Source organism: Roseovarius sp. YIN77, from assembly GCF_057219155.1.
Window position 1 is genome coordinate 87438 of record NZ_JBXVVI010000004.1, and the last position, 21436, is coordinate 108873.

Genomic DNA, 21436 nt, shown 5'->3' on the forward strand with positions numbered 1-21436 from the left:
AGTGAAATCGACTTTTGTATGTCGATCAGCCGGGAAAAATGGATATGGAATTGGATAGGTTTGATCACGCAATTCTGGCCGCATTGGCCGTTGACGGACGGATCAGCGTGACCGATCTGGCGCAGATTATCGGCCTTTCAAAATCGCCAACACAGGCCCGTCTGCGCCGGTTGGAAGATAGCGGTGTCATCAAAGGCTATCAGGCCATTGTCGATAACATCAAAATGGGGCGGGATCATGTGGCCTTTGTCGAGGTGCGCCTGAACGACACCCGAGAAGCGGCATTGGCCAAATTTAACGCTGCGGTCGTGCAAATCCCCGAGGTCGAGGAATGCCACATGTTGGCGGCGAATTTTGATTATCTGCTGAAAGTACGGGCGCAAGACATGCGCAGCTATCGGGCGGTGCTGGCCGAAAAGATATCAACCCTGCCTTATGTTTCGGGCACATCAACCTTTGTGGCCATGCAGGCCGTGAAAGAGGGCGGTATTGAGAACGTGAATTGACCTGAGGGCTTTGCTGTCCCACCATGGGGTATGCGACACAGTATATTGACATTGGTGGTATTGGCTTTTGGTTGTGGGCCTGTGTGGGCTAAATGCCCGCCCGCGCCGGATCATCGTGAGCTGCAGGATCATATTTACGATCAGCTCAGACAAGCCAAAAATGAGCTATCCGCCCGCCCATTGATGGGCGCGCTTTGGAGTCTTTGGAAAGATGCCCCAGATGCGAAGGCGCAAGACATGCTGGATATTGGGGTCAGCCGAATCCGCGTGGCTGACTATGCTGGTGCGATCGAAATATTGAACGAGCTTGTGGCCTACTGCCCGGACTATGCAGAAGGATACAACCAACGGGCCTTTGCCTATTATCTGCAAAATGATTTTGCCAGTGCGCTTCCCGATTTGGACCAGGCAATCGCGTTATCCCCGGGCCATACTGCGGCCCGATCAGGCCGGTTTCTGACTCTGGTCGGAATGGGGCGGCCTGAACTGGCACAGAGCGAGCTGCGCACCGCGCTGGATATGAACCCCTGGTTGCCGGAACGCAGATATCTGGTTGAGCCGCTAGGCCAAGAGCTATAGCGGCGGCCCTACATTGAAACCGTGCCAGCCACAAAAAAAAGGCGCCCGTCCAATGAGGTTGGGCGCATCAATTGGTTTCGGTCATTTCAGGGTCGCGTCAGCGCCATTAATGCCGATCGAAGTGAAACTCCGGCACTTCTGATGTTGACGCTGCATTCAAGTCTTCTTTTTCTTTTATCAAGTAATCAAACTCTTCGCGTAGTGCGTCAACAAATGCAGTTTCTGTACGAACACCCGACAAAACCAAGCGACCAGCAGGAAGTACTCCGGGCAGCGGGCTGAAATCATCCAATTTCTTAGCAGACATTTTAAAACTCCTTTGCCGCAGAGTTGGCAGCTGAATGTGGCAACAATTGGAGTGTGCAATGATATGTTTATGGTAGTGTTATCATCACATTGGTTCCAAACACGGACAACCTGTCCTTTAGTTACTTCGATATTTCCTTCTCGTTTCTCCGAAAACTGGCGGTTTCGAAGGCAATTTCGGCGATATTGCGGATCATAAAATCCCCTGCCGATCAATGATGAAACACGTTCGACAGGGGTGCACCACGTTAACATGCCCTATTGGGCGAACTCGAAACTCACACACAATGTGATGCGGATTCTTTCAACCGCGTTAAAAAATGTCCGAAACAGAACGGGTTCAACGAAGGGCATTCAACCAGCGGCGGCCAAAATGTCCTGCGCAGTACGGTCATCCAACAATCCGGTCAAAAGCACAGTCGCGGCGATCATCAGCAAGGTTGTGGCCGTCAAAGCAAGCACCAGATCACCAGCAGTTAGGCGATATGTTCCTTGCAGGCTGTGGGCCTCTGGGCCGATGGTAATCTTCCGCATGGCTTTGCTCCATCTTGTACGAACAGCCTCAGGTTGCGGTGAGGAACGAAATCCCCGAACTAGTCTTTTCGTACAGGTCTGGCGTTCGGATTCGGAAATTCAACTTTAAAACAACGGGTTAAAGAATTATTGATTTGAACGCCTGCGCATGAATCGCTGATTCGGGAGCCGGGATTCTGCCGGTATTGGGCAACAATTATGGCTGCAAATATCTATTGAATTTAATTTGGCAACAATTGGCGTCGTTTGGACACAAGGACCACGCAACCGATTCCCTGCTCTTTTGGGCGACTGCGTCTAGTCTGTTGATGCGAGACATAAGAAAAGAAAAACCCAGGCACATGATGCCTGGGTTGAATATCAGTTTAGCTGTGTCGCTGGGCGATTACAGCTGACCTTCGCGCTGGGCCTTTTTACGGGCGAGCTTGCGCGAGCGACGAATCGCTTCGGCCTTCTCACGTGCTTTCTTCTCAGACGGTTTTTCGTAAGCCTGACGAAGCTTCATTTCACGAAAAACACCTTCGCGCTGAAGCTTTTTCTTCAGAGCACGAAGCGCCTGATCGACATTGTTATCACGTACGCTAACCTGCATGTGGTTGTCACCACCTTCCTAAGTTAGATTTGCAAAAATTGCAGGAAGCTGGCCTATAGCAAAGCGTCCAAGCTTTGTCTAGAACCATGCAAGAAGGAACCTTAATGACTCGATCCGATAATATGCGCGCGCGCCTGCTAGAGGCTATGATCCCCCATGTCGCCTTTGATGGCTGGGGGGCAGAGGCCTTTTCCGCTGCCTGTCAGGATATCGGATTATCAGCCGAACAAGGCATGGCATGCTGTCCGCGTGGTGCGATAGATCTGGCCTGTGATTATCACCGTCATGGCGATCAGGCGATGGTGGCGGCGTTAGCAGAGCGCAATCTTGGCGAGATGCGGTTTCGCGACCGGGTCACGCTGGCTGTGCGCCTGCGGTTGGAGGGGGCAGATAAGGAACTGGTCCGGCGCGGATCTGTCCTATTTGCGCTTCCGCAGAACACCGGCGATGGGGCGCAACTGATTTGGGGAACCGCAGATGCGATCTGGACGGCGCTGGGGGATACATCTGATGATGCCAACTGGTACAGTAAACGCGCCACGTTGTCTGCGGTCTATGGTTCAACCGTGTTGTTCTGGTTAGGAGATGACAGCACTGGGCAGGCCGACAGCTGGGCCTTTCTGGATCGGCGTATCGACAATGTCATGCAGTTTGAAAAGCTGAAGGCAAGCGCCCGAAAAATCCCGATGCTCGGGGCGGCGCTCGATCATCTGCAATCGTCTATCCGCCGCCCAAAGGCCACTCCGTTGCGGGATGTTCCGGGGACATGGCAGAACACACCGCAAGATGAGACAGATAAAAAGGCAGGCAAAGCATGACGTTACCAGATCAGATGCGTGTGGTCGAAATTTCTCAACCCGGCGGGCCAGAGGTGTTGGTCCCCGCCAAACGGTCACTGCCCAACCCGGGACCCGGGGAGATTTTGATCCGTCTGCATTGGGTGGGGATCAATCGCCCGGATGCCCTGCAACGCGCGGGTCTGTATAAGGCGCCGCCCACCGCTAGTGACTTGCCTGGCCTGGAAGGCGCTGGTGAAGTGGTGGATCTGGGTGCGGGCGTGTCCAATATTCAACTTGGCGATCAGGTCTGTGCCTTGCTGCCGGGCGGGGGGTATGCCGAATATGTGGTGGTGCCGGCGGTGCATGTTTTGCCGGTGCCGGCGGGGATGGATTTGCGGCAGGCGGCGTGCTTGCCAGAGACGTTTTTCACGGTCTGGTCCAACGTCTTTCAGCGCGGCGGGTTGAAGGCGGGTGAGCGGTTTTTGGTTCATGGCGGCTCATCCGGTATCGGCACCACAGCGATCCAACTGGCCTCCGCCTTGGGCGCACGGGTGTTCACGACCGCCGGATCGGATGAGAAATGCGCGGCCTGTGTGGCGCTCGGGGCCGAGCGCGCAATCAATTACAAGAACGAGGATTTCGTCCCCATTCTGAAGGCCGAGGGCGGCGCGAACCTGATCCTGGATATGGTTGGCGGCGATTATATTCCCCGCAATATCAAGGCAATGGCCGATGAAGGGCGACTGGTGCAGATCGCCTTTCTGTCGGGCCCCAAGGTCGAGCTGAACTTTGCCCAGATCATGCTGCGCCGCCTGACCGTGACGGGATCCACCCTGCGTCCGCAGTCCGATCTGGCCAAGGCCGGGATGGCCCGCGAGTTGCGTGAACAAGTTTGGCCGCTGTTGTCATCAGGCCGTATCGCGCCGGTGATTGATTCCGAATTTGATCTGGAAGACGCAGCCAAGGCCCATGCCCGGATGGAAAGTTCCGGCCATATTGGCAAGATCGTTCTAAAGGTGATTTGAGCCAAAATCGGCTGTCGGTGCGACGTCGGTATTACGTCTGTATTGCGACGGTGCGGATTGTACACAGGTTGTGCGCAATATCACGCCGTGGCACGCGAAGGCGGCGACACAGGTGGATGAATTGGGATCACACTGATCTGCGTCTGCGGGATGGCAGGGCCAATAATCCTGCGCCGAGGATCAAGAGGCTACCGATCAACGTCACTGGCCCCAGAAGTTCGTCGAAAATCACCACCCCCCAAAGGATCGCGAAAACCAGATAGCCATAGTCAAAGGCGGCGATGGTTGCAGGCGGACCGTCCTGATAGGCGATTGCTGCGCCTGCGCTGGCGATCAAAATGATGACAGCCAGCGCCAGGATTGTCATCAACGTGTTTGCAGTGATTGGTTGCCAGGGCCCAAACAGAACAGAGCCCTCTTGCCCGGAAAACAAGCCCATCAGCAATCCGGCGGCGGCAAAGGCGATGTTTAACCCAAGCGCCAGGACATAGGGGTTTTCCGCCCGGCATTTTGCAAAGGTCAGAACCATGGCGCAGGCATAAAGAACCGCAGAAATCAGCGGCAGCAATGCGGCGATATGAAACCCGGACGCGTCGGGCCGGATCACCAACAGGACGCCAACGAAGCCTGCCAGAATGGCGATCAACGCCCGGGGTCTTGGCCAGCGCCGTTCGACCACAGCAGCAAGAGCCACGATGAAGAGGGGCCCGGTGTAATAGGCCGCCGCAGCCACAGACAGCGGGATCAGTGACAGGGAGACATAATAGACCACCCACATTGTCACCATGAAGATGCTGCGCAGCGCCACCCAATGGAACCCCTGCGGTGTAATCGGGCCGTGCCGCTGGGCAATCCACCACATCACGGGCACTGCAATCAAAGACCGCAAGGCAAACATCTGCCAGATCGGCAGCGACAGGCCCGCCGCTTTGATCAAGGTATCCCCCAGCGACAGCGCGAAGACCGCAACGACAATGGCAGCAATGGCGCGCCCGGTGCGATATCCCGGTGTGGAGAGTGACATGAAAGATAGCCAAATTTTCAGGTGTTAAAGGTCATTCCGCGTGTACTGCGCAGGTGATGAAAATGAAAGCAGTTCTTTGATGGGCCGGGCCTTGGAATTTGGGATTGGGGCACTGGTCAATTGGCCATGTTTGAAAGCTGAAACCCGAAAAACCCCGGCATTGTGGAGGGCTTATAGAAAGGCCCGAGAGTTTCACAATTCAGAGAGTAAAGGGGAATCTGTTCATGGTTTGAAAGCCCCTGTGTTACAGTTTGGCCATTAAAACCTAGGGGGACAGTTTGATGTTTGATCTGAAAACCATCAGTTTATCCGTAGTTTTAACCGCCATCTCTGCAATCCCGGCAGCGGCCGACGGGGCGCGGGATGTGGTGATGCAACATCTGCGTGGCTATGGGGCGCTTGATGCGGATGCCATGACGGCGCCTTTTGCGGATGATGCGAGGGTTGTTTCGATTGACCGGGTGTATAGCGGCAAGGCCGAAATTCACGAGTTTATGGAAGCGCTGATTGCAGAGTTTTCACAACCCGGCATTTCCAACGATACGCACGGTATGGCCGCTGATGGCAATGTTGTGATGCTGACTTGGTCGGCAGAAAGCCCCAAGGCGGTATATGAATTCGGCGTGGATACATATGTGGTCGAGGATGACGAGATCGTCTTGCTGACCACCGCAGCGAAAATCACCCCGAAGTAACAGCGCGCGACGACAGATCGACGGGATCAGGATCGGTGCCAAAGAGACGTTGGGGCCGCGCCTATTCATGTGCGGCCCCCAAAAAAATGGCGGCCGGAGCCGCCAGTTTATTACATGGGAGGATTATTGTTATGCGGTATGAGGGACGACCAATGTCGGAATAGAGGACCGGCGCAAGACGCGCTTGACGACGGTTCCGATGAAAGTGTGCGCCGTGCCTTGTTCATGGGTGCCCATGACGATCAGCCCGCAGCCCAATTCCTTGGCCCTTTGCATGATCGCCTCTGCCGGGTGCCCATCGATCAGCTCAACACTGCTGACCGCTTTGTAGGCGTCTTTTTCCTCTGCCGACAGGGTTTTCAGAAACGCTGATTGGTTGGATTTCAGCATTTTCTTGACCGAGTTGTGCCGATCGTTGATCGCCTTTTTACGCGAGGCATCATCCTGCATGAACATGTTCAGAGTCACGATCGCATCTTGCGATAGAGGCTCTGTCACATGCAGGACATGAACCTTGGCGTTGTGGGCTTGCGCCATGCTCAGAGCATGACGCAAGGCGTTGTCGGCGTTTTGGGACATATCCGTTGCGAACAGGATATCAGTGACTTGAGGTAGCATATCAGTTTCCTTTCGTTCGCAGGGTCAATAGCCAAACACCCTTGGCAGCCACAAAGCGATCTCTGGGAAGAACGCGATGATAAAGATTGCCACGGTATTGATGGCCGCAAAGGGCAGGGCCGCCACAGAGATACGTTCGATCGAGATGTTCGAGATACCCGAGGCGATAAACAGGTTTTCCCCCAGCGGTGGTGTTTGAAAGCCGACACCAAGTGTACAGACCATGACCACACCGAAATGGATCGGATCAATGCCCATGCTATAGGCCACTGGCAGCATCACCGGAACCAGGATCAGGATCGTGGCCAGCGTTTCCATGAACATGCCCACAAAGAGCAGGAAGAAAATCACCAGTGTCCAGATCACATAGATATTGTCGGTGACGGACAGCATGCCCTCTGCAATGACGGCAGGGATCTGGTTTTCCACAAGAAGTCGGCCAAACACGGTGGCGGTGAACATGATCAACAGCACCCGACCGGTCAGCCATGTGGTGGTTTCGAGCGAGGTAAACAGCTTTTGCCAGGACAGTTCGCGATAGATGAATGTCCCGACGATCAAGGTGTAGAAGATCGCCACAATTGCGGCCTCTGTCGGTGTGAAGAAGCCGGAATAAATTCCGCCCAGGATTACAACAGGGGCCATCAGCGCCCAGAATCCGCGATACAGCTCGCACCAGATTTGGCGGGCGGACCAACCTTCGCTGGAGCCTTTGTAGCCGTGCTTTTTGGCCAGGATATAGTTCATGATCAAAAGGCTGCCCGCGATCAGGAAGGCCGGCATGAAGCCCGCGATAAAGAGTTTCGGGATCGATACGGTCTGGAAGGCACCGTGCTCGGCCACCGCTTCGGGTGGGGCCGGCATACCCAAGGCTGCGATACCAAAGATGATCAGCGGGATGGAGGGTGGGATAACAATGCCCAATCCACCGGATGATGCGGTGATGGCAGAGGCATAGCTACGGCTGTAGCCCCGATCGATCATGGCCGGGATCATCAACATCCCGACAGCGGCCGTAGTGGCCGGACCCGACCCAGAGATCGCGCCGAAAAACAGGCAGGCGAATACCGCAGCTGCGGACATGCCGCCAGTAAATGGTCCGGCGAAACTTTCGGCAACATTGATCAGCCTTCGCGATAGGCCTGAGGCCTCCATCAAGGCGCCTGCAAGAATAAATGCCGGAAGCGCCATCAGCGGGAAGGACCCCACAGAGGTAAAGGCGATCTGCACGAACTTGATCGGGTTTTCACCCAGATAGAGGAAGGAGATGAGGGTCGAGACCCCCAATGCAACCGTGATCGGTGCACCGATGAAGAGCAGGAATAGAAAGCCTCCGAAGAGGATAAAGATGATTTCAGTACCCATTATTTATCCTCCGGGCGTGTTTCTTCTGTGGTATCGGCATCGGTGTGGATTTCATCCATTTCGACGCGAATGGCCTCTTTGTGCATCTGTTCGCCGGCCTCAGTCTCTGCCCGCACCTCTTCGAGATCGATCTTGTCCGGATCACGCAGATCCTCGTCCAGGATGATCTTTTTATAGTTCACCTGCAAAACGCGAATTGTCATCAGGGTAAAGGCGATGGGCAACACGATGTAGACCCAGCTGAGATGGAAGCCCAGAGTTTGGGAGGATTGGAAACGGTTCATCCGATTGAAGATGAAGTCAATCGCAAGATAGACGAAATAGACGTTGAAGAAGATCCAGAACAGATCCGCGAAGGCCTCGATATATTTGATGGCGCGTGGCGGAAGAAACTTGAACTGAAACGTCACCCGATTGTGGGCACCCATTTTCGCGGCGTAACTTGCGCCAAAGAAAACGAACCAAACAAACATGTAGACGGATAGTTCTTCAATCCAGGAAAATGAAAAGTTGAAGAGCGTTCTTACGATGACTTGCAAGAACAGCAAGCATACGAACACCGCCAGCAAGGTGCGGCACAGGTAGCTTTCTATATTGTTAGCGATTGACCAAAAGGTTTTCATGCGTCCCTCCCGAAGCGATCAGAAGGCGCCCGGTGGGCGCCTTCTTATTCATGTGCCAGATTATTCAGAGACTGGGTCGCGGCCGATTGCGGCCAGAACTTCGTTCATCTTTTCGATGCCACCAATGCTCTCGTAGAACTTTGGCCAAACGGCAGCAGTTGCCAGATCGATGAACTCTTTCTCGTCATTTTCCGGATCAACGATTTCCATGCCTTCATCGAGCAGGATCTGTTTGATCTCTGCTTCTTTGTCACGCAGGAACTGAGCTGATGCAGCGGTTGCGGCTTTGCCCGCTTCCAGCACGATGGCCTGATCTTCGGCGGACAGATCCTGGAAGATCTGTTCAGAGATGATCAGCGGTTCGATCGAGAAGATGTAACGGATGTTGGTTACATATTTCTGCACTTCGTAGAACTTCATCGCGTTGATGGTGGTGTAGGGGTTGTCCTGACCGTCAACAACTTTGGTTTGCAGACCAGCGAAGGTTTCGGACCAAGCCATCGGGGTTGGGCTGATGCCCCATGATTGGTAAGTATCGATCATGATCTCGTTTTTGGGAACGCGGATCACGAGGCCCTGCAGATCAGCAACCGAACGCACCGGATGTTTGGAGTTCGTCAGACGACGGAAACCGGTATAAGTCCAGGCGATGATACGCACACCAGCGTCGTTGATGGTGTTTTCAGTCAGTTCCTGGCCGATTGGTCCCTGGGTCAGGGTTTCGGCATCTTCCAGGCTGAGGATGACGTAAGGCAGTGTAAAGACACCAACGCTGGGCGAAAACGGTGTCACGTTGTTGATTGCCAGAAGTGACATGTCCAGCGTGCCGATTGCAGCATCGTTGACCGTGTCTTGTTCCGACCCCAGCTGACCGTTCAGGAACAAGGTTGCTGTGTGCTTGCCGCCGGACAATTCTTCCAGTTGCTCAACAAAGGCCAGACCGGTTGCCTCCTGGCTGGACCCGCCGCTGTCACCAACTGCGATTTTGAAGTTTTTGGCATATGCCGGCGCCGCAAGCGACATGGCTGCGACGGTTGCAACGGCTGTGGCTGCAGAAAGCTTCTTGAACATCTTCATGAAAGCTTCTCCCTATTTGTTAATTTTTGATCACCAACCGGCATTTACAGTGAATAGATCAGCTAAAAATTCCGGCCAATGGCGTGCTTATAGATTGCGATTACCTTGCAGTTAATACAAACTTAGCAACGTAAAGTTCGACAACTAGGAAACATACTGTTGGCAAAAACCAAAAAAATCAAGCGCCGTGTCAGTGATGTGGATATCCGATTGCTTGATGTCTTTAAAACCGTGGTGGCCTGTGGGGGATTTACCGCCGCCGAGTTTGAACTGAACATTGGTCGTTCGACGATTAGCAAACACATTTCTGATCTGGAAACGCGCGTTGGGATGAAGCTGTGCCATCGCGGCCCTGCGGGGTTTTCGCTGACATCTGACGGGGAATATGTGCTGGAAGCCGCAGAGGACCTGTTTTTTGCCATTGATCAATTTCAGGAAAAACTGGATGACGCACACAAGGATTTGACCGGCAAACTGCGCCTTGCCTGTCTGGACCATTCGTCCACCAATGCATCCGCCAAGGTATTCGAGGCCATACGCATGTTTCGGGATGTGGCGCCGGGGGTGACCCTGGATATTTCGATGGAGCCGCCAAATGTCATCGAAGAGGGCGTTATCAATGGCAAGTTCAATTTGGGGATCGTGCCGTTGCACCGGCGATCACCGATGCTGAACTACAGCGAACTTTATACAGAGGATATGCGACTGTATTGCGGGCGGGAACATGAATTGTTCGACGAGGCCGGAGCGTCGTACAAGTTGAGCGAGCTGAGGTCCTATGCCTATGCCGGTCTGAATTTCAATTCACCAAACATGGCCGTTCATCAAAAGCTGCGCTTGCAAAGATCGGCATTTGTCCAAAACGAAGAGGCGCTGGCCCTGCTTATTTTATCGGGGCGTTACCTTGGGTTCTTGCCAACCCATTCCGCGCGCCAGTTTGTCGAGGCCGGATTGATGTGTGAGCTGAAGAATACCTCGGCCACTTATACGTCCACCATGGCCGCGATCGTGCGCAAAAGCACCTCTACCGGCCGGCGAATAACGGCGTTTCTGGACTGTTTGATTTCCGCGCATAGCTGATCATCGTCGGTATCAGCGCATTTGACCTCACTTCCCTCTTGCGAAATTCGGCCATCTCGTTAATGGCGGGGTAACGGGAGAAGGACGCGCGCAATGTCTTTGATGCTGGGGATCGATACCGGGGGCACCTACACGGATGCGGTGCTGCTGAAGGATGAAAAAGAGGTCATCGCCAAGGCGAAGTCCCTGACCACGCGGCATGATCTGTCGATCGGGGTCGGTAATGTCATCGCCAAGGTGCTTGCCGATAGCGGGGCCGATGCGGGCGACGTGGTGATGGTGTCGCTGTCGACCACGCTGGCCACCAACGCTCTGGTTGAGGGGCAGGGCGGGCGCGTGGCGCTGGTCTCTTTGGGGTTTGAAGAACGAGATCTGGAACGCCAGGGCCTAGCGGAGGCCCTGAAGGGTGACCCGGTGGTGCGCATCAACGGCGGGCACAATCACGCGGGCGGTGAGGTGACGCAGTTTGACGCCGCCGCATTGCGTGACTGGCTGGGCCATTACGGTGGCGGGATCAGCGGCTTTGCCGTGGCCGGGGCCTTTGCCACCCGCAATCCGGCGCATGAGATCGCCGCGCAAGAGCTGATTGCAGAGGCGACGGGCAAGCCGGTGTCGTGTTCTCACGATCTGTCGGCCAAGCTGAATGGCCCCAAACGCGCCATGACCGCGGTGCTGAACGCGCGCTTGATTGGCATGATCGGTAGCCTGATCACGGCGGCGGAGGGGTTGATGACGCGGCATGGAATTGACGCGCCATTGATGGTGGTGCGGGGCGACGGGGCCCTGATTTCCGCCGCCATGGCCCGGCAAAAGCCGATTGAAACCATCCTGTCGGGGCCTGCGGCGTCAATCGTCGGGGCCAGTTGGCTGACCGGGGAGGCAGAGGCGCTGGTCTCTGACATTGGCGGCACCACCACAGATGTGGCGCTTTTGCGCGATGGCAAGCCGATGATTGACCCGGCGGGCGCGCGTGTGGGCGGGCATCGCACCATGGTAGAGGCCGTCGCTATGCGCACCACCGGGCTGGGTGGTGATTCAGAGGTTCATCTGAAGGACGAAGGCCTGCACGGTGGTCTGCATCTGGGCCCGCGCCGGGTGGTCCCGGTATCCTTGTTGGCCACGGACTGGCCAGAGCTGGTGCACAAGACGCTGGACGCGCAGTTGAACGCCACCACCAATCTGGAAACCGATGGTCGGTTCGTGGTGCCGGTGCGCCGGGATGCCGCCGCGCTGGCCGGGCTGAATGAACGCGAGGCGGCCCTGTTTGCCCGGATTGGCGAAGACGCCCATCCATTGACCGGCCTATTGAAAACCCGGATGGAACTGGCCGCGCTGAACCGATTGGTAGAGCGCGGGTTGGTTTTGATGTCGGCATTGACCCCGTCAGATGCGAGCCACGTTTTGGGCGTCGCCGATATGTGGGATCGGGCTGCTGCGGAAAAGGCTATGATGTTGTTTATCCGCCGCCGGATCGGCACCGGGGACCGCGTGGCCCAAGCGCCAGAGGTATTGGCGCAGCAGGTGCTGGACCAATTGACCGAACAAACTGCGATGGTGCTGCTGGAGGCCGCCTTTGACGAGGATCCGGGTTTTGCCGGTGATCCCACAAATCTGTCCCGGCACGAATTGATGTTGCGTGGGTTGGAACGGCATGCGGGGCTGATTGCCGCTGATATCCGGCTGAACGTGCCGGTGGTCGGGTTGGGGGCCTCTGCCCATGCCTATTACCCGGCAGTGGGCGACCGGCTGCGCTGCCCGATGAATGTGCCAGAACATGCCGAGATCGCCAATGCGCTGGGCGCGGTGGTCGGGCAGATCTCCATGTCACGGCAGGCGACAATAACTCTGCCATCCCCAGGGCTGTACCGCGCGCATTTGCCGGGTACCGTTCAGGATTTCACGTCGGAGGCTCAGGCGACGGCCGCCGTGGAGGCGATCTTGACAGACGCCGCCACCGAGGCCGCCCGCGACGCCGGTGCCGAAAACCTGCGCACCAGCATATCACGCGACATAAAACGCACGGGCGAGGGCGGGGAGGATGACTTCCTAGAGGGCGAATTTGTGGTGACCGTATCGGGTAGGCCAAGGATCGCGGCGGAGTGAGGACTGCGAAATCGCGATCTGCCCGTTATTCAGCCACGTTCGGCCTTTGATGTAGGTCTTGGGGAATAGCGTGAAAACAGCCGCCCGTCCGTCACAGCAAACCCCAAGGCGATGATGGCAAAACCGATCCAAGCGGTGATCCCCATCTCTTCGCCCAGAAACGCCACGCCAAGCCCGATTGCAAAGGGTGGGATCAGCAAAGTCACCAGCATCAGATTTGCGGCACCCGCGCGCGTCAGAATGGCGAAATAGAGAACATAGGCAAGCGCGGTTGATAACGCGGCCATGCCGATCAAGGCGCCCCATACGCCAATGGAAAGCGACAGTTGTGGTGGGCTGTCAAAGAAAAGCACCATTGGGATCATCAGCACCGTACTGCCTGTTAACATGCCCAATGCGTTCACAAGCGGCGGCTGTCCCGTCAGTGCCGTTTTGCCCCAAACACTGGCAAAAGCGTAAGACAGTGTTGCTCCAAGGATAGCGATTTGGGCCAAGTTGGTGGGATTAAAGTCGGTCAACGCACTAGGCCCCATGATGAAGGCCACGCCGGAAACACCCAGCGCGGCGCCGAGCATCTTTTTTATGGTCAACGGCTCATCAGGCAACAATAGGCCAGCAACCACCGCCCCGAACATGGCAGTTGTTCCGTTCAGGATGGAGGCAAGCCCGCTTTCGATCTGTGTCTGCCCCCAAAAAATCAGCGAAAAGGGGATGGCGTTGTTAAGCGCCCCCATCACAATGTATGCCCGCCAAATTCGAACCGATCGAGGAATGGCAATTCCTTGTGATATGACAATCACCGCCAATATCGGCACGGCCCAGATGACCCGGTGCAAGGTAATTGTCAGTGGTGGAACCTCTTGCAAAGCCACTTCGCCGAAAAAGAACGATCCGCCCCAAACGGCTGCCAGCATCAGCAGCATGATGGTGGATTTGATATCCAGGCTTGGTGTGGGGGTAAGGGGCATCCAAGTATCTCGGTCACTTTGTCGATACTTTCAGATACCCAGATTGATCCAGGTCGGGCGACCCGTTTCATGCGGATAGGGTTGGAAAACACGACAACGGCTTAAAAAGGTAGAATTTCGAAGCTGACATGGGTTCGATAGCAGTTTTTGTTCACTTAACAACTAACAGCCAATCGAAAGCGTGTGCCCAAGTTGCATGACGTTGCGGCCTAGCACTAAAGTTCGCTAAATGGGACGCTAGGAGAGCTGGATGGTTGAAACAGCATCGGAACGACCTGAGCACACTGTGGGCAAATGCCCTGTAATTCTCTGCATTGGAGGCTTCGGCGACAATGCGAGCATGTTCGAAGGTTTGGCTGAAACCCGCATCGCCAAAAACTATCGATTGCTGCCCTTCAATCTTCCGGGATTTGGAGCGCCACCGTTATCAGGTAAAACCACCCTCAATGCTCTTGCCCAGTTTGTTGCGGATCGGGCGAACGAATGTGGGGCTGAAATCGTCCTAGCTCATTCGGTGGCTTCGATCATCGCATCGCTCGCGGCTGAGAAACCCGGCTGCTCCATCACGTCAATCCTTTCCTTGGAAGGGAATATAACGGCTGAAGACGCATATTTCTCAGGGACAGCGGCCGACTATGATGACCCAGCTTCATTTCGAAGAGCATTTCTCGACCGGCTGGACGAAATGTCTACGACAGCACCGATCATAACACGATATCGACAGGCTGTATCGGAAGCTGATCCGGTGGCACTCTGGCAGCTTGGAGCAGATGCGCGAGGGTTCTCCGCAAAACATTTGCCCGGAATGGTTTTGCAAAATGCAGCAAAGGTGATCTATCTCTACAATCCCGAAAACTGCCCGAAAACCACTCTCGAATGGCTTAGTGAAAACCCGATGGATCGGATCGTTCTCGAAAACGCCACCCATTGGGCGAGTGTCGATCAGCCCGACATGCTCGCTGACAAAATAGCACTGGCCTTGAGTTCCATCGAAAAGCGATCACTCAACGCGCGTAGGTGAATGGCCGCTCCGTCCCGCAAAGCTGGCTTGAAATTTCCAATTGCCATGCTCCCGCATCACAGTGCAATAGGCGCAGCTTTCTGAACCAAACGGGTGTGGGCTATAGGGTTATCAATGTCGATTGATTGATCAGTCAACCAATGATAAGCAGCGCACATATCATCGGATATACGCGCGGTGCGTTCTGGACGTAACCGACTAATCTGGTTCGTATTTTGACGGTTTTCAATAATGCAGCAGAAGTATCCTGATAATGATGACACCAAGCCCTGTTCTGACGGCAAAGGCACAGATATGAGCAAACCAAACATTCTGATCTTCATGGTGGACCAGTTGAACGGAACGCTTTTCCCCGATGGGCCGGCGGATTGGCTGCATGTGCCCAACCTGAAGCGGCTTGCCGCACGCTCCACCCGTTTTACCAATACCTATACGGCCTCGCCTCTGTGTGCGCCGGGGCGGGCCAGTTTCATGTCTGGGCAGTTGCCGCGCCGGACCCGGGTCTATGACAATGCGGCGGAGTTCGCGTCGGACATTCCGACCTACGCGCACCACTTGCGCCGGGCGGGCTATCAGACCTGCCTGTCGGGCAAGATGCATTTTGTTGGCCCCGACCAGATGCACGGGTTTGAGGAGCGTCTGACCACCGACATTTACCCTGCCGATTTTGGCTGGACGCCCGATTACCGCAAGCCCGGCGAACGCATTGATTGGTGGTATCACAATATGGGGTCGGTCACTGGGGCAGGGGTCGCGGAAATCTCTAACCAGATGGAATATGATGACGAGGTCGCCTATCACGCCACCCGCAAGGTTTATGATCTGGCGCGCGGCAAGGATGATCGCCCGTGGTGCCTGACTGTCAGTTTTACCCACCCCCATGACCCCTATGTGGCGCGCAAGAAATACTGGGATCTGTACGCCGATTGCGAACATCTGTTGCCGGAGGTTCCGGCCATGGCCTACGCCGATCACGATCCCCATGCGCAGCGGATTTTCGATGCCAATGACTGGCGGAAATTCGACATTTCTGAGGACGACATCCGCAAATCACGCCGCGCCTATTTCGCCAATATCTCTTACCTTGATGACAAGATCGGCGAGGTGATGGAGGCGTTGGAGGCGACACGGCAGGAGGCGGTGATCCTGTTCGTGTCGGACCACGGCGATATGTTGGGGGAACGGGGGCTTTGGTTCAAGATGAACTTCTATGACGGCTCCGCCCGTGTACCCCTGATGATCGCTGCCCCTGATCTGCCCGCAGGCCGCATCGATGCGTCGGTATCGACAGTGGATGTGACGCCCACGCTTTGTGATTTGGCGGGGATTTCGATAGAAGAGGTGATGCCCTGGACCGATGGCGAAAGTCTGCTTCCTACAGCGCAGGGGGCGGAACGTACTGCGCCTGTGGCCATGGAATATGCGGCAGAGGCGTCCTATGCGCCGTTGGTGTCGCTGCGCTACGGCAGGTGGAAATACAATCGCTGTGCGCTGGATCCAGATCAGTTGTTCGATCTGGAGGATGACCCGCATGAGCTGACCAATCTGGCGGATGATCCGGCCCATCAAGGTACGCTGAACAGCCTGCGGGCAAAGGCCGAAACGCGCTGGGATTTGGATCGTTACGATGCTGAAGTGCGCGAAAGCCAGGCGCGGCGTTGGGTGGTTTATGAGGCGCTGCGCAATGGCGATTATTACCCGTGGGATTATCAGCCCCTGCAAAAGGCATCGGAACGATACATGCGCAACCATATGGATTTGAATGTGGTCGAGGACAATCAGCGTTTCCCGCGGGGAGAGTAAATTCTGCCGCAAAAGAAGTGATCTGATTTGATACGTGTCAAGGTGGGCAATCCGCTTTGCCAATAGCCTTGGGCTGAGATTAATCAGAAAGGCAGATCATGTCACACACTCCCCACGAATTGGCAGAAGAATTTCCAGAATATGCGCAGAAAATCAGCGTGTTAAAGCAAAAGGACGCACATTTTGTGCGCTTGTTTGACGAGTATCACGAGATTAACAGGGCGGTGCATCGGGCCGAAACGGATATTGAGCCGACCGATGATTTACACATGATGGAGATGCGCAAGCTGCGGCTGCATCTGAAGGATGAACTGGCGCGGATTCTGGCTGCAGCCTAGGGCGCTATTCAACCACGCTGTAGGGCAGGGTGCCCCGGCTGTTGGGGTCTATCGTCAGTCGCCGTTCCAGCGGTGGCACCGATCGTTGATGGCAGTTGGGGCGTTCGCAGATACGGCAGGAAATCCCGATCGGTTCATAGGCCGAACTGTTGCCAACATCCATGTCGTCGGCATAAACCAAGGATCCCGCGTGTTTGACCTCGCATCCCAACCCGATGGCAAAGCGCTGGACCGGGGATTTGAACGACCGGCCGGATTTCGACACGTCACGGGCCAGGCAGAAATAGCGTACCCCGTCGGGTGTTTCAGCCAGTTGGCGCAGGAAATGCCCCGGCGTTTCAAAGGCACGGTGGACGTTCCACAGCGGACAAGCCCCGCCAAAACGGGCAAATTGCAGCCGCGTGGCCGAATGGCGTTTGGTGATGGTGCCGGCCTGATCCACCCGGACAAAAAAGAAGGGGACGCCTTTGGCCCCGGGCCGCTGCAGGGTCGACAGGCGATGGGCGATCTGTTCGATCGAGGCACCGAACCGATCTGACAGGCGTTCCAGATCATGGCGTTCCTCGTTTGCGGCCGCCAGAAACTTGCCATAGGGCAACAGGGCGGATCCGGCGAAGTAATTGGCCAGTCCGACCTTGGCAATGGCGCGGGCGCTGTCGGTCTGAAAGCGGGCGAAATCCAACGTGGCCTCCAGCAGATCATTCTGTGTGATCAGGGCCAGATGGTGCAAAAGCTGAAAGCGTCGGGTTGGTCCCGGTGCCCGTGAGGACAGTGTCAGACGTTTCTGGTCCGGGTCAAACCCGCGCAGATCGGGCAGATCGGCAATGTTGCAGGTGATGCCGCTTGCCTCTAGCCGTTCGATCGCTTTTCGTTCTAGCGCCTCGACAGAGCTTGTGTCAGAGGCAAAATGTTCAGCGGCGTGATCCACGGCATCAATGTAATTGTCGCAATAGTGAAAGAAATCACGCACCTCTTCCCACGGGCTGACACTGGACAAGCTATCGCTGCGCCCCAGAGCCTCGTCCAGAGAGGCAAGGCGTTCATGAACCTGACGGTAAGATCGGTGTAATTCCAAAAAGGCCCGCGCCAGCGTTGGCGCGTTTGACGCGGCCAGCCGCAGATCGGCCAGTGGCGGGGTTTCCGTGATGGCCGGATCGGCCAATGCCTCGCGCATATCGCTGACCAGGCGTTCGGTGTCCCCGGTGGACAATTCTGTCACGTCAAAGCCAAATTCCTGCGCCAGGGCTAAAACCACAGCGGTCGAAACCGGGCGATTATTGTTTTCCATCTGGTTCAGATAGGGCAGGCTGACCCCCAGCTTTTCGGCAAACGCCTTTTGCGTCAGCTCCAGTCGGGTGCGCACTTCGCGCAATTTTGCGCCTGCATAGAGTTTCTGTGTGGCCATCGGTGTTTGCGACTTTGCTGGTTATCTGGGTAAGGTTTGCAAACTTACCGCCATGGCGCAAGGGCTATGCGATCAGGCGCTGGCCAGACGTGTCTCTCGTCGGATCACCATAAGGATGGAAACAAGGCCCATAAAGGCGGTTAAAAGCATGATCCACAGCAGCGGAAAGGTCCCTGTTTCGACGGTCAGCATGGCACCGGCAATGGCTGACAGTGCCGCGCCACCCCCGATCATGATCGCACCCGACAGGCCAGAGGCGGTTCCGGCAAGATGTGGGCGGACGGACAAAGCGCCCGCCGTGGCGTTGGGAATAACCATACCGTTGCCCAGGCCCACGAAAATCATGAAACCGAAAAAGCTCCAGACATTTCCGGCGCCGACCAAGAAGATAATCAGGGATATCGCGATGCCTGACATGTTCATGATGGCACCGAGCAGAACCATCCGGTTGATGCCAAATACGCGCGAAAACCGGCCAGACAGGAAATTGCCGACCAGATAACCGATCGCCGGGGCGCCAAACAAAAAACCGACCCATTCGGGGGACAGCTGAAACACTTCGGCGCCGACAAAAGGCCCGCCACCCAGGTAGGCAAAGAAAGACCCGGAGGCAAAAGCCGCCGTGGCCGAATATCCCCAGAACCGAGGGGAGCGTAGCAGCTGTGGAATCTCGTGAAACTGCTGTGCAAACCCACCAGTTTTCACCGGGGCCGTTTCACCGACATCCCGCCAGCACAGCCATTGCAACAGCACGCCGCACAGGATGAATGTCCAGAACACGGATTTCCACCCCCACATACCATCCAGAACCCCACCCACAGCGGGGGCCACCATCGGAACCAGCGCCATGCCCATGGTGACATAGCCGATCATGGAGGCCGCCTGTTCATCAGGCACCATGTCGCGCACGATGGCGCGGCTAAGAACCATTCCCGTCACGATCACGGCCTGTCCCATGCGAAACAGCAAAAAAACCTCGGCGGTGGGGGAATAGATGCAGCCCAGCGTTGCCAAAATGAACAGGGAATTGCCCCATAAAATAATAGGCCTGCGCCCGTAACGATCTGACAATGGACCGATGAACAGTTGCAGGACGGCATTCAGGCCAAGATACAGCGCCACCGACAGCTGCATTAATCGATAGTCGGTTTGGAAATAGGCGGTCATGCCCGGCAAGGAGGGCAGGAACATATTCATGGACAAGGCCCCCATCCCCGCCAACAAGATCAGCGTTAGAATATGTGGCGGTGTTGAGGAATCGAGCAGCTTTGCCGTGGGTTTGGTTGTCATGGTCAACCTGTAGCGGCTTGTTTTGGCCTGCGCCAGTGAAAACAATGGCTAGTATTTGCAGATTTACAATTCGCAGATTGTTTGTTGCTAACAGTTTGCAAATATTCGCAACTTTGCTGGTCACAGGGCACTTTGATTGCTATGACGCCAGACAATCACGCAGGGGACGTTTATGACTACGATTACCGAGGAACTGGAAACCCGCCGCAAAATCGCCCGCATGGGCGGTGGTCAACGTCGGATTGATGCCCAGCACGGCAAGGGCAAGCTGACAGCGCGCGAGCGGATTGAATTGCTGTTGGACGAAGGGTCCTTTGAAGAATTTGACATGTTCGTCGCGCATCGCTGCACCGAATTCGCGATGCAGCAGGACCGCCCGGCGGGGGATGGGGTTGTCACCGGTTGGGGCACCATCAACGGCCGGATGGTTTATGTGTTCAGCCAGGATTTTACTGTCTTTGGCGGGTCGCTTAGCGAAACCCACGCCGAAAAGATTTGCAAGATCATGGACATGGCCATGAAGAATGGCGCGCCGGTCATTGGGATCAACGATTCCGGTGGCGCGCGCATTCAGGAAGGGGTCGCATCGCTGGCGGGATATGCGGAAGTGTTCCAGCGCAACATCATGGCCTCTGGTGTTGTCCCACAGATCAGCGTGATCATGGGCCCCTGCGCAGGTGGGGCGGTCTATTCGCCTGCGATGACCGATTTTATCTTCATGGTCAAAGACAGCTCTTACATGTTTGTCACCGGCCCCGATGTGGTGAAAACCGTGACCAATGAGGTCGTCACGGCAGAGGAATTGGGTGGGGCGTCAACCCATACCAAGAAATCCTCTGTGGCGGATGGTGCGTTTGAAAACGATGTCGAAGCCTTGGCAGAGGTGCGTCGTCTGGTTGATTTCCTGCCCCTGAACAACCGCGACAAGGTGCCCACGCGCCCGTTCTTTGATGATCCGGCACGGGTGGAAAGCAGCCTGGACACGTTGATCCCCGACAACCCGAACACGCCCTATGACATGAAGGAGTTGATCCTGAAGGTCGCGGATGAGGGTGATTTTTACGAAATTCAGGAAGATTACGCCAAAAACATCATCACCGGGTTCATCCGTCTGGAAGGGCGCACCGTGGGTGTGGTGACCAACCAGCCGATGGTGCTGGCGGGCTGTCTGGATATTGATAGCAGCCGCAAGGCCGCACGGTTCGTGCGCTTCTGCGATGCATTTGAAATTCCGATTCTGACCTTTGTTGATGTGCCCGGTTTCCTGCCCGGTACCAGCCAGGAATATGGCGGCGTGATCAAACATGGCGCGAAGCTTTTGTTTGCCTATGGCGAGGCGACGGTGCCCAAGGTCACGGTCATCACCCGCAAGGCCTATGGTGGTGCCTATGACGTGATGGCGTCCAAGCATCTGCGCGGTGATTTCAACTATGCCTGGCCAACAGCGGAAATTGCTGTGATGGGGGCCAAGGGGGCGACAGAAATTCTGTATCGTTCTGAACTGGGCGATCCGGACAAGATCGCGCAGCGCACGAAGGACTACGAGGATCGCTTTGCCAATCCGTTTGTTGCTGCCGAGAAGGGATTTATTGACGAGGTGATCATGCCGCAATCCACCCGCCGTCGGGTGGCGCGGGCCTTTGCCTCGCTCAGAAACAAGAGCCTGAAAAACCCGTGGAAGAAGCACGATAACATCCCGCTGTGA

Annotated in this window: 22 protein-coding genes; 11 read left to right on the forward strand and 11 right to left on the reverse strand. The window is 55.7% G+C overall.

Annotated features, from left to right (window positions below):
- Positions 1-38: 38 nt before the first annotated feature.
- Positions 39-506, forward strand: a complete 468-nt coding sequence (locus tag AC2D8P_RS06540; RefSeq protein WP_484701469.1) for an Lrp/AsnC family transcriptional regulator — start codon at positions 39-41, stop codon at positions 504-506.
- Positions 507-743: 237 nt separating this feature from the next.
- Positions 744-1085: a tetratricopeptide repeat protein gene (locus AC2D8P_RS06545; RefSeq protein ID WP_484701470.1), complete on the forward strand. Its 342-nt coding sequence runs from the start codon at positions 744-746 to the stop codon at positions 1083-1085.
- A gap of 106 nt (positions 1086-1191) precedes the next feature.
- Here the strand turns inward: AC2D8P_RS06545 and AC2D8P_RS06550 are convergent, their stop codons facing one another.
- The 3 genes from AC2D8P_RS06550 to rpsU all read right to left on the reverse strand — a co-directional run bounded on the left by AC2D8P_RS06550 (position 1192) and on the right by rpsU (position 2517).
- Positions 1192-1392 (reverse strand): hypothetical protein, encoded by a 201-nt coding sequence (locus AC2D8P_RS06550; RefSeq protein ID WP_484701471.1) that lies wholly within the window; start codon positions 1390-1392, stop codon positions 1192-1194.
- A 353-nt stretch (positions 1393-1745) separates the two neighbouring features.
- On the reverse strand, positions 1746-1925 hold the full coding sequence (locus AC2D8P_RS06555) for a hypothetical protein (RefSeq protein ID WP_484701472.1): 180 nt from the start codon (positions 1923-1925) through the stop codon (positions 1746-1748).
- A 385-nt stretch (positions 1926-2310) separates the two neighbouring features.
- Complete coding sequence (gene rpsU, locus AC2D8P_RS06560) at positions 2311-2517, reverse strand: 30S ribosomal protein S21 (protein WP_484701473.1); 207 nt, start codon at positions 2515-2517, stop codon at positions 2311-2313.
- A 104-nt stretch (positions 2518-2621) separates the two neighbouring features.
- Here rpsU and AC2D8P_RS06565 point away from each other — a divergent pair, with 104 nt between their 5' ends.
- Both AC2D8P_RS06565 and AC2D8P_RS06570 read left to right on the forward strand, forming a co-directional pair.
- Complete coding sequence (locus tag AC2D8P_RS06565) at positions 2622-3335, forward strand: COQ9 family protein (RefSeq protein WP_484701474.1); 714 nt, start codon at positions 2622-2624, stop codon at positions 3333-3335.
- Complete coding sequence (locus AC2D8P_RS06570) at positions 3332-4321, forward strand: NAD(P)H-quinone oxidoreductase (protein WP_484701475.1); 990 nt, start codon at positions 3332-3334, stop codon at positions 4319-4321. The genes AC2D8P_RS06565 and AC2D8P_RS06570 overlap by 4 nt, the downstream gene beginning before the upstream one ends.
- A gap of 127 nt (positions 4322-4448) precedes the next feature.
- Here AC2D8P_RS06570 and AC2D8P_RS06575 read toward each other — a convergent pair whose 3' ends face one another.
- The gene (locus tag AC2D8P_RS06575) at positions 4449-5345 is read right to left on the reverse strand and encodes a DMT family transporter (RefSeq protein WP_484701476.1); all 897 of its coding nucleotides are present in this window, start codon (positions 5343-5345) and stop codon (positions 4449-4451) included.
- 281 nt (positions 5346-5626) lie between these two features.
- Between AC2D8P_RS06575 and AC2D8P_RS06580 the strand changes: the two genes are divergently transcribed.
- On the forward strand, positions 5627-6040 hold the full coding sequence (locus AC2D8P_RS06580) for a nuclear transport factor 2 family protein (protein WP_484701477.1): 414 nt from the start codon (positions 5627-5629) through the stop codon (positions 6038-6040).
- A 129-nt stretch (positions 6041-6169) separates the two neighbouring features.
- Here AC2D8P_RS06580 and AC2D8P_RS06585 read toward each other — a convergent pair whose 3' ends face one another.
- The 4 genes from AC2D8P_RS06585 to AC2D8P_RS06600 are packed head-to-tail and all read right to left on the reverse strand — an operon-like array spanning position 6170 to position 9723.
- Complete coding sequence (locus AC2D8P_RS06585; protein ID WP_484701478.1) at positions 6170-6658, reverse strand: universal stress protein; 489 nt, start codon at positions 6656-6658, stop codon at positions 6170-6172.
- Between the two features lie 24 nt (positions 6659-6682).
- The gene (locus tag AC2D8P_RS06590) at positions 6683-8023 is read right to left on the reverse strand and encodes a TRAP transporter large permease (RefSeq protein WP_484701479.1); all 1341 of its coding nucleotides are present in this window, start codon (positions 8021-8023) and stop codon (positions 6683-6685) included.
- Positions 8023-8646 carry a TRAP transporter small permease gene (locus AC2D8P_RS06595; protein WP_484701480.1) on the reverse strand — a complete coding sequence of 208 codons (624 nt, stop codon included), beginning with the start codon at positions 8644-8646 and terminating at the stop codon, positions 8023-8025. Before AC2D8P_RS06595 ends, AC2D8P_RS06590 begins: the two co-directional genes overlap by 1 nt.
- Positions 8647-8706: 60 nt before the next feature.
- Positions 8707-9723: a TRAP transporter substrate-binding protein gene (locus AC2D8P_RS06600; RefSeq protein ID WP_484701481.1), complete on the reverse strand. Its 1017-nt coding sequence runs from the start codon at positions 9721-9723 to the stop codon at positions 8707-8709.
- Positions 9724-9882: 159 nt separating this feature from the next.
- Here AC2D8P_RS06600 and AC2D8P_RS06605 point away from each other — a divergent pair, with 159 nt between their 5' ends.
- Positions 9883-10803, forward strand: a complete 921-nt coding sequence (locus tag AC2D8P_RS06605) for a LysR family transcriptional regulator (RefSeq protein ID WP_484701482.1) — start codon at positions 9883-9885, stop codon at positions 10801-10803.
- 93 nt (positions 10804-10896) lie between these two features.
- Positions 10897-12906: a hydantoinase/oxoprolinase N-terminal domain-containing protein gene (locus tag AC2D8P_RS06610; RefSeq protein WP_484701483.1), complete on the forward strand. Its 2010-nt coding sequence runs from the start codon at positions 10897-10899 to the stop codon at positions 12904-12906.
- 29 nt (positions 12907-12935) lie between these two features.
- Here the strand turns inward: AC2D8P_RS06610 and AC2D8P_RS06615 are convergent, their stop codons facing one another.
- A complete protein-coding gene (locus AC2D8P_RS06615) occupies positions 12936-13874 on the reverse strand; it encodes a DMT family transporter (protein ID WP_484701484.1) in 939 nt (312 codons plus the stop codon).
- A 250-nt stretch (positions 13875-14124) separates the two neighbouring features.
- On the opposite strand from AC2D8P_RS06615, the gene AC2D8P_RS06620 reads away from it, so the two are divergent.
- The 3 genes from AC2D8P_RS06620 to AC2D8P_RS06630 all read left to right on the forward strand — a co-directional run bounded on the left by AC2D8P_RS06620 (position 14125) and on the right by AC2D8P_RS06630 (position 17036).
- Positions 14125-14895: an alpha/beta fold hydrolase gene (locus tag AC2D8P_RS06620; protein ID WP_484701485.1), complete on the forward strand. Its 771-nt coding sequence runs from the start codon at positions 14125-14127 to the stop codon at positions 14893-14895.
- A 294-nt stretch (positions 14896-15189) separates the two neighbouring features.
- Positions 15190-16698: a choline-sulfatase gene (betC, locus tag AC2D8P_RS06625; RefSeq protein WP_484701486.1), complete on the forward strand. Its 1509-nt coding sequence runs from the start codon at positions 15190-15192 to the stop codon at positions 16696-16698.
- 98 nt (positions 16699-16796) lie between these two features.
- Entirely contained in the window at positions 16797-17036 is a 240-nt protein-coding gene (locus tag AC2D8P_RS06630; protein ID WP_484701487.1) for an HP1242/YdcH family protein, read from the forward strand.
- Between the two features lie 4 nt (positions 17037-17040).
- Here the strand turns inward: AC2D8P_RS06630 and AC2D8P_RS06635 are convergent, their stop codons facing one another.
- Positions 17041-18441 (reverse strand): helix-turn-helix domain-containing protein, encoded by a 1401-nt coding sequence (locus AC2D8P_RS06635; protein ID WP_484701488.1) that lies wholly within the window; start codon positions 18439-18441, stop codon positions 17041-17043.
- Positions 18442-18513: 72 nt separating this feature from the next.
- Positions 18514-19731 carry a multidrug effflux MFS transporter gene (locus AC2D8P_RS06640; protein WP_484701489.1) on the reverse strand — a complete coding sequence of 406 codons (1218 nt, stop codon included), beginning with the start codon at positions 19729-19731 and terminating at the stop codon, positions 18514-18516.
- 172 nt (positions 19732-19903) lie between these two features.
- Between AC2D8P_RS06640 and AC2D8P_RS06645 the strand changes: the two genes are divergently transcribed.
- Positions 19904-21436 (forward strand): acyl-CoA carboxylase subunit beta, encoded by a 1533-nt coding sequence (locus AC2D8P_RS06645; protein ID WP_484701490.1) that lies wholly within the window; start codon positions 19904-19906, stop codon positions 21434-21436.